Here is a 14,183-nt window from a genome sequence, read left to right as displayed (position 1 = left end):
GATACCGAGGGGCCCTCGCCGCCCCGGTGCTCCCCCACGGCCCGCGTGGGTGGCGACCGGCCGGCCGCGCCGGGACGCCCGGTCGCCGGGCCGCTACGGTCGGTGCGTGAGCTTCCCCGAGCCCGGCGCGGTGTGGCGCCCCGCCGCGACCACCGAACGCGCCGTGACCTCACCGACCGGCTCGTGGACCCGGTTCGCCGCACCCGGCGCGGAGGTCGGTGGCGGGTTCGGGCTGTTCGAGTCGTGGATCCCGGCGGACTCCCCGGGCGCGCTGCCGCACCTGCACACCGGGTTCACCGAGAGCTTCTACGTCCTCGACGGCGCACTGCGGGTCATGACCGGCGACACCTGGACCGAGGCCGGGCCGGGCGACCTGGTGCACGTCCCGCACCGGGGGGTGCACGCGTTCCGCACCGGCCCGGACAGCGACGCGCGGTTCCTCATCCTGTTCGTGCCCGGCGCACCGCGGGAGCGCTACTTCCGGGGGCTGGCGGAGTTCGCGGCGCGGGCGACGCGGCCGTCGGCGGAGGAGGTCGACGCGTTCGCGCTGACCTGCGACCAGGTCAACCTGCGCGACCACCCCGGCTTCACCACGCCGCTCAGCTGACCAGACCCGCCCGGAACGCCAGCGCGACGAGCTGCACCCGGTCACGCGACTGCGTCTTGGCGAGCAGGTGCCCGATGTGGGTCTTCACCGTCGCCTCGGAGACGACGAGGTCGGCCCGGATCTCGGCGTTGGACCGGCCGTTGCCGACGAGGACGAGCACCTCCCGCTCCCGCGGGGTCAGGTCGGCGAGCGCGGCGACGGCGTCCACCGACGGCTCCGCGGCGGCCGGCTCGGGCGCGGTGAGCAGCGGCCGGGTGGCGCGCAGCAGCCGCCGGGTGGAGACGGGGTCGACGACCGAGTCGCCGCGGTGCACGGTGCGGACGGCCTCGATGAGGTCCTGCGGGGACACGTCCTTGAGCAGGAAGCCGCTGGCACCGGCGGCGATGGCCTCGGTGACGGACTCGTCGAGGTCGAAGGTGGTGAGCACCAGGACCCGCACCCCGGGGTGCTCGGCGACGACCCGGCGGGTGGCGGCGATGCCGTCGAGGCGGGGCATCCGCACGTCCATCAGCACGACGTCGACCTCGGTGCGGCCCAGCTCGGCGAGCGCGGCCTCGCCGTCACCGGCCTGGGCGACGACGGCGAGGTCGTCGCACGAGTCGAGCACCATCGCGAAGCCGGTGCGGACCAGCTCCTGGTCGTCGACGAGCATCAGTCGTACGGGGTTCACCGTTCTCCTCGGGCCGGGGGTGTGAGGGGCAGGCGCAGCCGGACCGTCCAGCCGCCGTCGGCGCGCCGTCCGGCCTCGACCGAGCCGCCGTGCAGGGCGGCGCGCTCCCGCATGCCGGTCAGGCCGTGCCCGCCGCGCGGCGGGGTGGGGACGGGGCCGCGGGCGCCCTCGTCGTGGACGCGCACGGTCAGCTCGTCGGTGGTCCACCGCAGCTCGACGTGGGTGGGCACGCCGGTCCCCGCGTGCTTGATGACGTTGGTCAGCGACTCCTGCACGATCCGGTAGACGGTCAGGCCGGGACCGGTCGGGAGCTCCCGCGGGGTGCCGACGGTCCGCAGGTCCACCGGCAGCCCGCCGGTGCGGACCTGCTCGACGAGTGCGGGGACGTCGCCGGCGCCGGGCTGCGGACGCGCCGGGTCGGTGTCGGAGTCGTCGTCCGGGCCGGTGTCGCGCAGCATCGACAGCAGGCCGCGGACGTCGGACAGCGCGGACCGGCCCGTCGACGCGATGCCGGAGAGCACCTCGACGGCCTTCGCCGGGTCGCGCTGCGCGGCGAACTGGCCGCCGTCGGCCTGGGCGATGATCCCGGACAACGAGTGGGCGACGACGTCGTGCACCTCGCGGGAGATCCGCGACCGCTCGGCCAGCAGCTCGAGACGGACCTCCTGGCGGCGGCTCTCCTCCAGCAGCCGGTTGCGTTCGCGCAGGTCCAGGGTGCGGCGGTGGGCGGCACGGCGCAGCGACCCGAGCAGCCACACCAGCAGCGGGACCGTCGCCATCGCGCCGAACAGGGCCAGTACCACCAGCGGGGTCATGTCCGGGGAGGCGAACAGCGCCGCGGGACCGCGCGCCACGAACGGTCCGAACACCCCGACCGTGAGCACGACCAGCGCCAGCCAGCCGGCCCAGCGGGGCCCGTAGGCCACGGCCGAGTACCCCATGACCAGCGACGGCAGCAGGAACGCGGCCATCGTGCCGGGCAGCGCGAAGGAGCAGACCAGCGCGACGACCGCGGTCGCGATCGCGGCGGGCATCGGGTACACGCGGCGCAGCGGCACCGGAAGTGCCGCCAGCACCGAGACGACGAGCGCCTCGATCCGCATGTCCGAGCGGACACCCTTGCCCTCGAGGGTCCAGCTGACCGCGACCCAGATGAGCAGCGCGGCCAGCACGGCGTCGACGACGACGGGGTTGCGCCGCCCGAGGGCGACGGCCCGCTCGACGAGCGTGGGCGCCTCCGACGGGCTCGACCGGAGTGCGGGCAGCCGGCGCAGGGAGTCCCGCATCCGTGTCGCGATGCTCATCGCGCCTCCTCCCGCACCGGGTCCGATGATCCCCGGTACCCGATCGTGTCGGGCGCGCGGCCCGTCGTGCCGTTCTGCATGTCCCGAGCCTCCCGCGCCGCGGACCCGCCGGGCATCGGAGCGGGGTCCGATCCCCGGTCTCCGACCGTGGGCGGAGAACCGGCCGCGCGCACGGAGACGCTGTGCACCAGCGCCTCCAGCGGACCGCGCCCGACGAGCCCGCGCCAGGCCCACGCGGAGGCCACGGCCAGGACCGCGACCAGCGCCGTCGCCGCCCACGGCGCGGTCTGCGGCCACCCGCCGAGCGAGGCGAGCAGCGCGATGTGCCCGGCGTAGAGGGTCAGCGCGAGCGCTCCGGTCGCCGTGAGCGGGGCGAGCAGACGGCCCCCGTACCGGGCGGTGAGCAGACACAGGCCGAGCACGGCGACGGCGACCCCGGCCGCCCCGACGACGTCGAACGGGCTGCCGCTGTGCGGGGTCGCGGCGAGCAGCCAGGCGGGTGTGGTGGTGGCGACCGTGCCCAGGGCGCTGCCACCGAGCAGCTGCAGCGCGAGCTCGGCGGGCACACCGAGCCGGTCGGCGACGGGCGCGACCGACGCGAGGAGCGCGTCGCGGCCGCCCAGGACGTCCAGCGCCAGCCAGGACCCGCCGTAGCCGAGCACCGCACCGGCGGCCCCGCCGGCGACCAGCCGGGTGCCCGCCGTACGCAGGTCGAGCCGGCCGACCGCCATCCCGAGCAGCAGGAACGGCATCCAGGTCAGGACCGGGTAGGCACCGCTGAGCAGCACCGTGTCGAGCGCGTGCACGAGCCCGGCGGGCGAGGTGAGGTCGGACAGGTGCACGGTCGCGCCGAGCACCGTCCGCCCGTCGGCGTCGGCCGGGGACCCGAACCGGGCGCGCAGCACCCAGGACAGCAGCGGCCCGGCGACCGCCCCGACCGCGGCGGCGACCGCCAGCGCCCGGGCCGGGGCGAACAGCACCGGCAGGAGCAGCCAGAACAGCACCCCGTAGACGACGAGGATGACCATCGGCCCGCTGCTGACCTCGGCCAGGAGCAGCCCGAGGACCACCAGGAGCAGTCCGCGGACCGCGATCCGGCGACGCAGCCACACCCGGTTCCGCGCGGACGGCGCGGCGAGGACGGGCGCGGCCATCAGGGCCGGCGACACCCCGCCGAGCACCGCGAACAGCACCGCCGCGCGCCCGTTCACCGCCTGGACCAGCCAGGACGACCCCGCGGCGACGGCGACGTGCGCGACGATCATGCCGAGCACGGCGAGGCCGCGGGCGGCGTCGACACCGGCCACCCGGGCGCGCCCGGGACGGTGCCGGCCGGGACGGTGCCGGCCGCGCGGCCACGACCCGCTGTGCGGTCCGGCGGGTGGTTTCGACGGTGGGACGGGGGCCCGGTCTGTCGTGGTCATGCGGCAACGGTGCGGGCCGGGGCGGCCCGGGCGCGTCGGAGCGGGGAACGATCTGCGCTGTCCGACCACGGTCCTAGGGCCGCCCTCGTGGACGACCCCTCCTCCGTGATGGTCGTCGCGCCCGGTCACGGTGCGCCGGCTGCACCTGCAGGCCCTGCGCACGCCGCGGGCACACCGCCGTCCCGCGGGAACAAGTGCCGGCGGCGGGCCGAGTCGCCCGCCGCCGCACGTCCGTCGGCCCTCCGGACTCAGGATCCTGATGGGGTCGTGGTGCCGCGGCCGCCGGTGCTGCCGCTGTCGACGCCGGTCCTGTTGTCGCCGTCCCTGCCGCCGCCGTCCCTGCCGCGGCTGTCGACGTTGCCCGCCTGCGGGGTGCCGGTCGACGGGCCGCCGCTGCCCGCGCCCTCGTCCGGCCCGGTGCCGGTCGCGTCCGGGGCACCGTTCCCGGTACCCGGGCCGGATCCCGACCCCGATCCCGGTGCGGTGCCCGGACCCGAGGTGGGACCGGATCCCGCCGTGGGCTCGGGACCCGGCGCGGTGCCGGGTCCCGCGCCGCCGTCGGAGGGCTGACCCGCGCCGGAGCCGCCGGGGTCCGACGGGTTCGTGCCCGCACCGGGTGTGACGGGCCCGCCCGGGTCCGAACCGCCCGGTGGGGTGCCGGGCGCCCCCGGGGGCGCACCCCCGGCCGGGGCGCCGGGCTCTGCCGGGACGGTCCCGGAACCGCCGGGCGCCGGAGCGACCGGGCTACCCGGGCCGCCCGGGGCCGCAGGGCCGCCCGGGGCCGGTGCATCCGGTGCCGGCGGAGCGGCGGGTGCCGACGGGGTACGGCCGACGCCCGGCGCCGGGCGCGGTGCCGTGGGATCGGCCCGCCGCTCCCCCGGGCCCGCGGACGGGTCCGGGCGGGACGCGCGGTCGGTGTCCGGGTCGGTGCGGCGCGGCTCCGGCGACACGGCCCGGTCGCGCTCCGCGGCCCCGGAGGAGCCCTCGGGCACCGGGACGAGAGGAGCCGGGGCCCCCGGGAGGCCGGCGGTCACCCCGTCCGGGCGGGTCACCGCCGTCGGGTCGGTCGCGCCGGGCCAGCCTGCGCCGTCGCTCTGCTGGGAGGCCAGGGCGACCGCGCCCGCGGCCGCACCGGCGGCCGCGAGCAGCGACCCGACCAGCACCACGGCCGTGAGCCGGGGGATCGGGCGCGGCGTGACCGCGGGGACACCGTGCAGGGTCGGGTCGGGGCCGGTCGTGGGCGGCCGGGGCGGGATCGCGTCGGGGGCCGGGACGGCCGTCGCCACGGTCGCGCCCGTCCCGGTGCCGTCCGGCGCGGCGGCCGCCGATGCCTCGCTCCCGGTCGACGGGATCGGGTCCGGGTCGGCGGGCACCGTCGTCCCGCTGTCCGGTCCCGTGGAACCGCTGCCCGATCCCGTGGAACCGCTGCCCGATCCGGTGGAGCAGCTGTCCGGCGCCGTCGGCCGGCCGGCCGGCGTGGGGGAACCGCTGTCCGGCACCGGGGGATCCGTCGTCGCGGCGCCCGGGGGCGCACCGTCCGGCACGACAGCACCCGACGGCTCCACGTCCGGATCCGGCGCCTGCGGGCCCGGGTCGACGGACCCCGGCGCGGTAGCCGGGTGGGCCGGCGTCGGCACGGCCGACACCGCCACGGCGGACGCCGGGTCGTCGGCGTCGGGTGCGAGGGCGTCCGGCGCTGCGGCGTCCGGCGCCGGGCCTGCCGGAGCGAAGGTCGCCGGGTCCGGGGTTGCCGGGGCCGGCGTTGCGGCGCCCGGGGCCGCGGACACCGGGTCGGCAGGGGCCGGAGCACCGGGCACCGCCCGGGGTCGCGTCCCTCCCGCCCCGAAGGCCTCGATGCCCGGAGGAGCGGGCTCGTCCGCGGGCGGTGCGACGGGTGGCGCCACCCCCAGGAACGGCGAGGTCGGCCGCAGCGGGGGCCGCGGAGGCGGCGGCCGGGGCGGTCGGCGCGCGGGCCGTCCCGCTGGGTCTCCGGTGGCGGGGTCGGCGCCGGTGTCTCGACGCCTCACCGCCCCTGCGTCGTCCGCGACCTCACCATCGGTGTGGTCGGCGTCCCCCTGCCCCGACACGAGGCCCCCTCTCCGCATGGCGTGCGCGCGATTGTCGAGCCCCCGGACACCGCACTCCAGGCACCGCGGCGGACGTGCACCCGTCCGGGGGCAGGGACCGCACGGCCGGGTGACTGCGTCCGGACGGGTCCGCCGGCCTCGGACCGTCGGTGCGCCTCCTGCGACGCACAGTGATCGGTAAGGGTGGCCTTCGCCTCGGATGCGCGTCCGGAGCGCGCGATACCGCCGGTTACAGGTACGTTCGGTCACGATTCAGTGGGCCGTCCGGGTGAGTCCGGACTGCTCGTCGCGGTGAGGAGGGGAGGTCGGGTGTCCGTGGCCGACCGGCGAGTGACCGTCCCGCACCACGGTGCGGACCGGTCGACGACGACCGCCGACCCCCTGCGCGAGGCCCTGCGGTCCCGTCACGACCGCGCCGCGACCGACGTGCGCGCCGCGGGACGCAGCGGCGACATGCCCGCGCTGCTGGACGCGACCCGTCGCGTCCAGCAGGTCCTCACCACCGCCCGTCGCGACCTCGGCCCGGACGACGCCGACACGCTCGTCGCCGAGGGGAGCCTCGCCGTCGCGCTGCTGCTGGGCTACGACCACGCCGGCGGGCTGGAGATCGCCACCCGCAACCTCGCCGCCCGCGAGGCGCTGCTGGGCCCGGACCACCCGGCGTCGCTCGCGGCCGCCGACGCCCTGGCCGCGGCCCACCGGGTGACCGGCGACGCCGAGGAGGCGGTCCGCCGGCACGAGGACGTGATCACCCGGCGGGCGCGGGTGCTCGGCGGGTCCCACCCCTGCACGATCGCGTCCCGGGCCGCGCTGGCGCTCGCCCGTGCCGAGACCGGCGACCTGCGCGGCGCGGCCGGCCTGCTCGCCGCGACGCTCGAGATCGCCGAGCGGGTGCTCGGCGCCGGGCACGCGGTGACCGACGACGTGCGGGAGCTGCTCACCGACTGCCGCGCCGCGGCCGACTCCGCGGGACACGCGACGGCACCCGCCACCGCGACCACCGGGGAGCCCGGCGTGCGACCGGACGCGGTGCCCGCCGTGCGGCCCGCCGGGGAACCCGCCGACGGGGCCGAGCCGCCCACGGGCGTCCTGCCGCGGATGCGCCCGCCGTCCGGGGAGCCCGAGCCCACGACCGGCGTCCTCCCGCGGATGCGCCGTCCGCAGGAGGACGACGAGCCCACGACCGGGATCCTCCCCCGGACCCCCGACCCGCGCGAGGAGACCCTCCCGCTGTTCTTCGACCGGCCCTCCGGCCCGCTGCCCGTGGTGCGCTGACCCGGCCCGACGGCACGGACCCGCCGGCGGAGATTGACCATGGGGGCCGGTGTCGTCATGGTGGGCGGGGTCCGACACCGGTGTCGGCGACCAGGAGGTGGACCGGCCCGTGGGCAGGATGGACGACCGGACGGTGCTCGTCACCGGGGCCGGGCGCGGCATCGGCCGCGCCACCGCACTGCGGCTCGCCGGGGAGGGCGCCCGGGTCGCGGTGACCGACCTCGACGGTGACACCGCCGCCGCGACCGCCGCGGAGCTGGGCGGGGCCGGGACCGCGTACGCCCTCGACGTCGCCGACCCCGACGCCGTGCGCGACACCGTCGAGCGGGTCCGCGGCGACCTCGGCCGGATCGACGTGCTGATCAACAACGCCGGCTGGGACAAGGTCGGCGCGTTCGTCGACTCCGACCCGGCCGACTGGGACCGGATCGTGCGGATCAACCTGTTCGGGGTGCTGCACACCGCGCACGCCGTCGTCCCGCACCTGATCGCGCAGGGCTCCGGGACGGTGGTGAACCTCGCCTCCGAGGCGGGCCGCGTCGGGTCCAGCGGCGAGGCGGTCTACTCCGCCGCCAAGGGCGGGGTCATCGCGTTCACCAAGACCCTCGCCCGCGAGGTCGCCCGGCACGGTGTCAACGTCAACTGCGTGTGCCCCGGGCCCACCGACACGGCGCTGTTCGCCGACGTCGTCGAGGGGAACGACCGGCTGCGCGACGCCCTGGTGAAGGCGATCCCGTTCCGCCGCCTGGCCCGCCCCGAGGACGTCGCCGCCGCCGTCGCCTTCCTCGCCTCCCCCGACGCCGACTACCTCACCGGGCAGACCGTCAGCGTCAGCGGCGGCCTGTCCATGCTCTGACCGCAGCCCCCGGGAGGACCCCCATGACCCTCGACCCGAGCTCCTACACCCAGCTGCGGTTCGAGCGCCGCGACGACGGCGTCCTGCTCATCACCATCGACAACCCGGCGAAGTACAACGCCGCCGACGAGGTCCTGCACGGCGAGCTCGCGCGGGTCTGGCGGGACGTGTCGTCCGACGCCGCCACCCGGGTCGCGGTGATCACCGGGGCCGGGAGGGCGTTCTCCGCGGGCGGGGACCTCGGCATGGTCGAGCGGATGGCAGGCGACCACGAGCGCGTCGCACACATGCTCCGGGAGATGTCCGACCTGGTCTGGAACATCATCGACTGCGAGAAGCCGGTCGTGTCGGCGATCAACGGGGTCGCCGTCGGGGCCGGGGTGGTCGTCGCGCTGCTCGCCGACATCGCGATCGCCGCCGAGGACGCGAAGCTGGGCGACGGCCACGTGAGGCTCGGCGTCGCCGCCGGGGACCACGCCGCGATCATCTGGCCGCTGCTGGCCGGCATGGCGAAGGCCCGCTACTACCTGCTGACCGGCGAGATGGTCACCGGCGCCGAGGCCGAGCGGCTCGGGATGGTCGCCAAGGCGGTGCCGCGCGAGCAGGTCCTCGACGAGGCACTGCGGGTCGCGCACGCCCTGGGCACCGGCTCCCAGCAGGCCATCCGGCTCACCAAGCGGGCACTGAACTCGTGGCTGCGCAGCGCCGGACCGGCCTTCGAGCAGTCCGCCGCCTACGAGATGTTGACCTTCATGGGCCCCGACGTGGTGGAGGGCGCCGCCGCGCTGCGCGAGAAGCGTCCCCCGAACTTCCCCTCGGCACGGGGCTGACCCTGGGGCAGGGTGGGTGCACGCGCGTCCCACCACACGCCAGGAGTACCACCGTGACCCTCACCGGATCGCCCGCGGAGACACCGCCCACCGACCCGGCAGGCCGCCCGGCCGTGCACGCCCTGCACGACCGGCTCGCCGCCGCGGTCCGCCCCGCCGCCGTCGCCACCCGGGCGATCGACCGGCTCCGGATGGCGCACGACGCGTCGCACTTCGCCCGCACCCCGGCCGCGGTGGTGACGGCGTCGAGCGCCGCCGAGGTCGCCGCGCTGTTCCGCGCCGCGGGCGGGGTGCCGGTGACCTTCCGCTCCGGCGGGACGAGCCTGTCCGGCCAGGCCGTCACCGACGGCATCCTCGTCGACGTCCGCCGCCACTTCCGCGGCATCGAGATCGAGGACGACGGCGCCCGGGTGCGGGTCGGGCCGGGCGCGACGGTGCGCTCGGTCAACACCCGCCTGGCCCGGTACGGCCGGATGCTCGGCCCGGACCCGGCCAGCGAGGTCGCCTGCACCCTCGGCGGGGTCGTCGCGAACAACTCCTCGGGCATGGCCTGCGGCACCGCCGCGAACAGCTACGCGCTGCTGGACTCCGTCGAGCTCGTCCTGCCCTCGGGCACCACCCTGGACACCGGTGCCCCCGGCGCCGACGACGAGCTGCGCGCCCGCGAGCCCCGGCTGTGGGCGGGTCTGGCGCGGCTGCGCGACCGGCTCCGCGGCGACGCGGCGCTGCGCACCGAGATCGAGCGCCAGTTCTCGCTGAAGAACACCATGGGCTACGGCCTGAACTCCTTCCTCGACCACCACGACCCGGTGCAGATCCTGGCCCGGCTGCTCGTCGGCTCGGAGGGGACGCTGGCGTTCCTCGCCTCGATCACCATGCGCACCCTCCCGGTGCTCGCCCACACCCGCACCGGGCTGCTGGTGTTCGACGACCTCGCCGCCGCCAACCGCGCGCTGCCCGGCCTGGTGGACTCCGGCGCCGCGACGATCGAGCTGCTGGACGCCACGTCGCTGCTGGTCGGACAGGGCGACACCGACGCCGACCCGCGGCTGCGGGCACTGACCGTCGACGAGCACGCCGCGTTCCTCGTGGAGTACCGCGGGCACACCGTCGAGGAGGTCACCCAGCTCGCCGGGGACGCCTCCGGGCTGATCTCCGGGCTGCCGCTGCGGGGCCCGCGGGAGCTGTCCGCGGACCCGGTCGCGAAGGCTGGGCTGTGGAAGCTGCGCAAGGCGCTCTACGCCAAGGTCGCGGGCGCCCGCCCGCCGGGCACCGCGGCGCTGCTGGAGGACGTCGCCGTCCCCGTCCCGGATCTGCTCGCGACCTGCGAGGGCCTCATCGCGCTGTTCGCGAAGCACGACTACGACCACGCCGTGATCTTCGGGCACGCCAAGGACGGCAACGTCCACTTCATGCTCACCGAGGACCTCGACGACTCGGGCACGGCGGGCGGCCGGGACCGCTTCGGCCGGTTCACCGACGACATGGTCGACCTCGTGCTGGCCCACGGCGGGACGCTCAAGGCCGAGCACGGCACCGGCCGGATGATGTCGCCGTTCGTCCGCCGCCAGTACGGCGACGAGCTCTACGAGGTCATGCAGGAGATCAAGCGGCTCTGCGACCCGCAGGGGATCCTCTCCCCCGGCGTCGTCCTCGACGACGACCCGACCGCGCACCTGGCCGGACTCAAGTCCGCCCCGGCCGTCGAGTCCGAGGTGGACCGCTGCGTGGAGTGCGGGTTCTGCGAGCCGGTCTGCCCCAGCCGTGACCTGACCACCACCCCGCGGCAGCGGATCGTGCTGCGCCGCGAGATGGCCGCCGCCCGGGCCGCGGGCGACGAGGCCCTGCTCGCCGAGCTGGAGGCCGACTACGCCTACGACGGCGTCGACACCTGCGCCGTCGACGGCATGTGCGGCACCGCCTGCCCGGTCCTGATCAACACCGGCGACCTGGTGCGACGGCTGCGCGGCGAACGCGATCACGGCGCCGCGGGCGCGGGCTGGACCCTCGCGGCGAAGCACTGGGGCGCCACCACCCGGGCCGCCGGGCTGGCCCTCACCCTCGCGCGGGCCGTACCCGGCGCCGCACCCGTCTCGGCCGCGCTGCGCCGGGTCGCCGACCCCGAGCAGGTCCCGCAGTGGAGCCCCGACCTGCCCCGCGGCGGCGGGAACCGGGTCCCCGGCGGGCTCGTGTCCACCGACGCCGACCTCGTCCTGTTCTCCTCCTGTACCGGCGCCATGTTCGGTTCGGCGGGCACCGGCGCGGGCGAGGCGTTCGCCCGGCTCTGCGCGCGGGCGGGCCTGCGGGCGAGCGCACCCGCGGGCCTGGGGTCGCTGTGCTGTGGCACGCCGTGGAAGTCCAAGGGGCTCACCGACGGCGCCGCCGCGATGGCCGAGCGGGTCCTGCCCGCGCTGTGGACGACGACCCGCGCCGGGGCGGTCCCGGTGGTGTCCGACGCGTCGTCGTGCACCGAGGGGCTGCGGGTGATGGTCGCGTCCGGCCCCGAGCGCTACCGCGGCCTGCGGGTCCTCGACGCCGTCGAGTTCACCGCCGACCGGATCCTGCCCGCGCTCACCGTGTCCGCCCGGCTGGCCCGGCTCGTGCTGCACCCGACCTGCTCGGCCACCCAGCTCGGCCTGCTCGACCCGCTGCGGCGCCTGGCCGGGGCCGTCGCCGACGACGTCGTCGTCCCCGACTCGTGGAGCTGCTGCGGGTTCGCCGGGGACCGCGGGATGCTGCACCCGGAGCTGACCGCGGCGGCCACCGCACCGCAGGCCTGGGAGCTCGCCGGGGTCGACGCCGACGCCCACGCCTCCTGCAACCGGACCTGCGAGCTCGGCATGAGCCGCGCTACCGGGCGTGACTACGAGCACGTCCTGGAGGTGCTCGAACGGGTGACACGATGAGCGATTTTCGTGATCCTGACGCCTCTTTCTCGGTCAAGCCCTTGTTTAGACCCCCCGGGACCGGGGATGAATGTCCGTGATGCGCGTTCCGTCGAGGGTGACGCGCACCCGGAAGGAGTCCGAGACCGTGACCGTGGTGACAGGTGGGGCCGCGGCGAACGCCGTGATGGCGGTCGTCCGGGTCGAGGCACCCGCGGGCGTCGAGGCGGACGTCGTGGAGGCCGAGCTGACCCGCGCCCTGTACACGCACCGCAAGCGTCCGATGACCGTCGAGCTGTCCCTGGCCGACGGCACCGGCCCCTGGCCGCGGCGCGGACCCGCCCGGTACGCCTTCGTCGCCGTGCTGACCATGTCCGGGTGCTCCGAGCCGGAGCGGCTCGCCGCCCGCATCGAGAAGACGGCCCGCAAGGCGATCCGGCGCCGTTTCGGCCGTCCGGCCACCGCGGAGGTCCGCACCGGGATCTCGGGCGCCGAGGCGGGTGCCTACTGGTTCAGCGTGCGGGGCACGCCGCACCGGCAGTTCTGACCCCGGCGGGGTCGCGGCGTGAGACGCGACACCGCTGTTTCCGTTCGGGCGCGTCCGTGCCGCATCCTGTGTGCCGCCGCCGGCCCGGGCGGGAGCCGACGAGACGGGGAACGACCACCGTGCTGACCATCCTCACCGCCGAGAACGGCGGTTGACCGCCGCCGCACCGCCCCCCGTCGTGGAGGCCGGCCCGAAGGGTCTCCGCACCGGAGCGCTGGGCCTGTGGGGCAACACCGTCATCGGGCTCGGTGCCACCGCACCGGCCTACAGCCTGGCCGCGACGCTCGGCTACGTCGTCCTCGCCGTCGGTGAGAAGGCGCCCGCGATGTTCCTCGTCGCGTTCGTGCCGATGCTGTTCGTCGCCGTCGCCTACCGCGAGCTGAACCGCGCCGTGCCCGACTGCGGGACGACGTTCACCTGGGGCACCAAGGCCTTCGGGCCGTGGGTCGGGTGGATGGGCGGCTGGGGCGTCGCGGTGTCGGCGATCATCGTGCTGGCCAACGTCGCCGAGATCGCCGCCGTGTACACCCTGCGCGCGCTCGGGTTCGTCGCCGCCGCGGATAACACGCTGGTCAAGGTCGGCGTCGGGGTGCTGTTCATCCTGGTCATGACCTGGGTCAGCCACCGCGGGATCGTGCTGTCCGAGCGGTTCCAGAACGCGCTGATCGTCTTCCAGATCGTGGTGCTCGCCGTCCTGGCCGCCGGGGCGCTGTGGCTCGTGTACTCCGGCGACGCCGGCCCGCAGGCCGTGCTGCCGAGCTGGAGCTGGTTCGACCCGACCGGGATCTCCGGCTCCGCCGCCGCGCAGGCGCTGATCCTCTGCATCTTCGTCTACTGGGGCTGGGACGCCTGTCTGGCCGTCGGCGAGGAGACCCGCGGCTCGACCAGCACCCCGGGCCGGGCCGCGCTGCTGGCCACCGTGATCCTGCTGGCGATCTACGTCGTCGTCGCGGTCGCGCTGCAGTCCTACGCAGGGTTCGGCGACACCGGGATCGGCCTGGCGAACCCCGAGCACTCCGAGGACGTGCTCACCCTGCTCGGCGCCCCGATGGGCGGCTCGGTGCTCACCGCGGTGCTGCTGCTGACCGTCGCGGTGTCGGCGGCGTCGTCGACCCAGACCACGATCCTGCCCACCGCGCGCGGCGCGCTGGCGATGGCCGTCTACGGGGCGGTCCCGCGCCGCTTCGGCAGCGTCCACCCCCGCTACGCGACGCCCGGGTTCGCCACCGTCGTCATGGGGCTGTCCGCGGTGCTGTTCTACCTGGTGCTGGGGCTGGTCAGCTCCGACGCGCTGCTCGACACCGTCGCCTCGCTCGGCCTGGCCGTGGCGTTCTACTACGGCATCACCGCCTTCGCCTGCGTCTGGTACTTCCGGCGCACCCTGCTCCGCTCGCCACGCGACCTGCTGCTGCGCGGTCTGCTGCCGCTGCTCGGCGGCGTGGTCATGGTGTGGGCGTTCGTGCAGAGCTCGGTCGACATGCTCGACCCGGCCTACGGCGAGACCTCCTTCGGTCCGGTCGGCGGGGTGTTCGTGATCGGCGTCGGCATGATCGCGCTCGGTGTACCGCTGATGCTGGCCTGCGCGGTGCGGCTGCGGCCGTTCTTCCGCGGCGAGACCCTCGACGAGGACACCCCGGTGCTCGTCCCGGAGACGGGTGAGCCGCCCTACGGCGGTTCCTAGGCCGCACGGGGTGCGGC

The 14,183-nt window shown here is 76.4% G+C and carries 11 protein-coding genes; 7 read left to right on the top strand and 4 right to left on the bottom strand.

The features are described 5' to 3' along the window. Nucleotides 1-106 precede the first annotated feature (106 nt). Nucleotides 107-607, top strand: coding sequence for a cupin domain-containing protein (locus ZF1_RS10715; RefSeq protein ID WP_482637170.1), 501 nt, complete (start codon nt 107-109; stop codon nt 605-607). Here ZF1_RS10715 and ZF1_RS10710 read toward each other — a convergent pair. From ZF1_RS10710 to ZF1_RS10695, 4 genes are all read right to left on the bottom strand, one after another. Continuing rightward, nucleotides 600-1,277 carry a response regulator transcription factor gene (locus tag ZF1_RS10710; RefSeq protein ID WP_224402914.1) on the bottom strand — a complete coding sequence of 226 codons (678 nt, stop codon included), beginning with the start codon at nt 1,275-1,277 and terminating at the stop codon, nt 600-602. The two genes, ZF1_RS10715 and ZF1_RS10710, sit on opposite strands and share 8 nt — an antisense overlap. Next, nucleotides 1,274-2,581, bottom strand: a complete 1,308-nt coding sequence (locus tag ZF1_RS10705; RefSeq protein ID WP_405418003.1) for a sensor histidine kinase — start codon at nt 2,579-2,581, stop codon at nt 1,274-1,276. Before ZF1_RS10705 ends, ZF1_RS10710 begins: the two co-directional genes overlap by 4 nt. Continuing rightward, complete coding sequence (locus tag ZF1_RS10700; protein WP_482637169.1) at nt 2,578-4,005, bottom strand: DUF418 domain-containing protein; 1,428 nt, start codon at nt 4,003-4,005, stop codon at nt 2,578-2,580. The genes ZF1_RS10705 and ZF1_RS10700 overlap by 4 nt, the downstream gene beginning before the upstream one ends. A gap of 248 nt (nt 4,006-4,253) precedes the next feature. Continuing rightward, nucleotides 4,254-5,378: a hypothetical protein gene (locus ZF1_RS10695; RefSeq protein ID WP_482637168.1), complete on the bottom strand. Its 1,125-nt coding sequence runs from the start codon at nt 5,376-5,378 to the stop codon at nt 4,254-4,256. Between the two features lie 1,029 nt (nt 5,379-6,407). Between ZF1_RS10695 and ZF1_RS10690 the strand changes: the two genes are divergently transcribed. The 6 genes from ZF1_RS10690 (at nt 6,408) to ZF1_RS10665 (ending at nt 14,166) form a co-directional block, all read left to right on the top strand. Then, a complete protein-coding gene (locus ZF1_RS10690) occupies nt 6,408-7,367 on the top strand; it encodes a tetratricopeptide repeat protein (protein WP_482637167.1) in 960 nt (319 codons plus the stop codon). A 118-nt stretch (nt 7,368-7,485) separates the two neighbouring features. Further along, the gene (locus tag ZF1_RS10685; protein WP_482638692.1) at nt 7,486-8,223 is read left to right on the top strand and encodes an SDR family NAD(P)-dependent oxidoreductase; all 738 of its coding nucleotides are present in this window, start codon (nt 7,486-7,488) and stop codon (nt 8,221-8,223) included. Nucleotides 8,224-8,246: 23 nt separating this feature from the next. Continuing rightward, nucleotides 8,247-9,053: an enoyl-CoA hydratase/isomerase family protein gene (locus ZF1_RS10680; protein WP_062402079.1), complete on the top strand. Its 807-nt coding sequence runs from the start codon at nt 8,247-8,249 to the stop codon at nt 9,051-9,053. Nucleotides 9,054-9,106: 53 nt separating this feature from the next. After that, the gene (locus ZF1_RS10675; protein ID WP_482637166.1) at nt 9,107-11,959 is read left to right on the top strand and encodes an FAD-binding and (Fe-S)-binding domain-containing protein; all 2,853 of its coding nucleotides are present in this window, start codon (nt 9,107-9,109) and stop codon (nt 11,957-11,959) included. A 127-nt stretch (nt 11,960-12,086) separates the two neighbouring features. After that, entirely contained in the window at nt 12,087-12,485 is a 399-nt protein-coding gene (locus ZF1_RS10670; protein ID WP_208824489.1) for a hypothetical protein, read from the top strand. Between the two features lie 151 nt (nt 12,486-12,636). Beyond that, complete coding sequence (locus ZF1_RS10665) at nt 12,637-14,166, top strand: APC family permease (RefSeq protein ID WP_482637165.1); 1,530 nt, start codon at nt 12,637-12,639, stop codon at nt 14,164-14,166. Nucleotides 14,167-14,183: the final 17 nt, after the last annotated feature.

The organism is Pseudonocardia sp. ZF1 (assembly GCF_056835605.1).
The sequence above is the reverse complement of the archived record's forward strand: the minus strand, read 5'-3'. Positions and strand labels throughout refer to the sequence as shown.